Annotated in this window: 1 rRNA gene; it reads right to left on the bottom strand. The window is 52.2% G+C overall.

The features are described from left to right. Positions 1–554, bottom strand: a 16S ribosomal RNA gene (locus IEU90_RS11230); the annotation flags it as partial.

Below are 554 nucleotides of genomic sequence, written 5' to 3'. Positions count from 1 at the left end.
GGCTGCTGGCACGTAGTTAGCCGTGACTTTCTGGTTGGATACCGTCACTACCTGAACAGTTACTCTCAGATACGTTCTTCTCCAACAACAGAGCTTTACGAGCCGAAACCCTTCTTCACTCACGCGGTGTTGCTCCATCAGGCTTGCGCCCATTGTGGAAGATTCCCTACTGCTGCCTCCCGTAGGAGTATGGACCGTGTCTCAGTTCCATTGTGGCCGATCAGTCTCTCAACTCGGCTATGCATCATCGCCTTGGTAAGCCGTTACCTTACCAACTAGCTAATGCACCGCGGGTCCATCCCAGAGTGATAGCATAAGCCATCTTTCAAACGAAAACCATGTGGTTTTCGTTGTTATGCGGTATTAGCATCTGTTTCCAAATGTTATCCCCCGCTCCGGGGCAGGTTACCCACGTGTTACTCACCCGTCCGCCACTCACTGGTAATCCATCGTCAATCCGGTGCAAGCACCATCAATCAGTTGGGCCAGTGCGTACGACTTGCATGTATTAGGCACACCGCCGGCGTTCATCCTGAGCCAGGATCAAACTCTCA

This window comes from Limosilactobacillus caviae (assembly GCF_014635905.1).
GTDB classification, from domain to species: Bacteria; Bacillota; Bacilli; order Lactobacillales; family Lactobacillaceae; genus Limosilactobacillus; species Limosilactobacillus caviae.
This window is presented reverse-complemented; position numbering and strand designations above follow the sequence as displayed.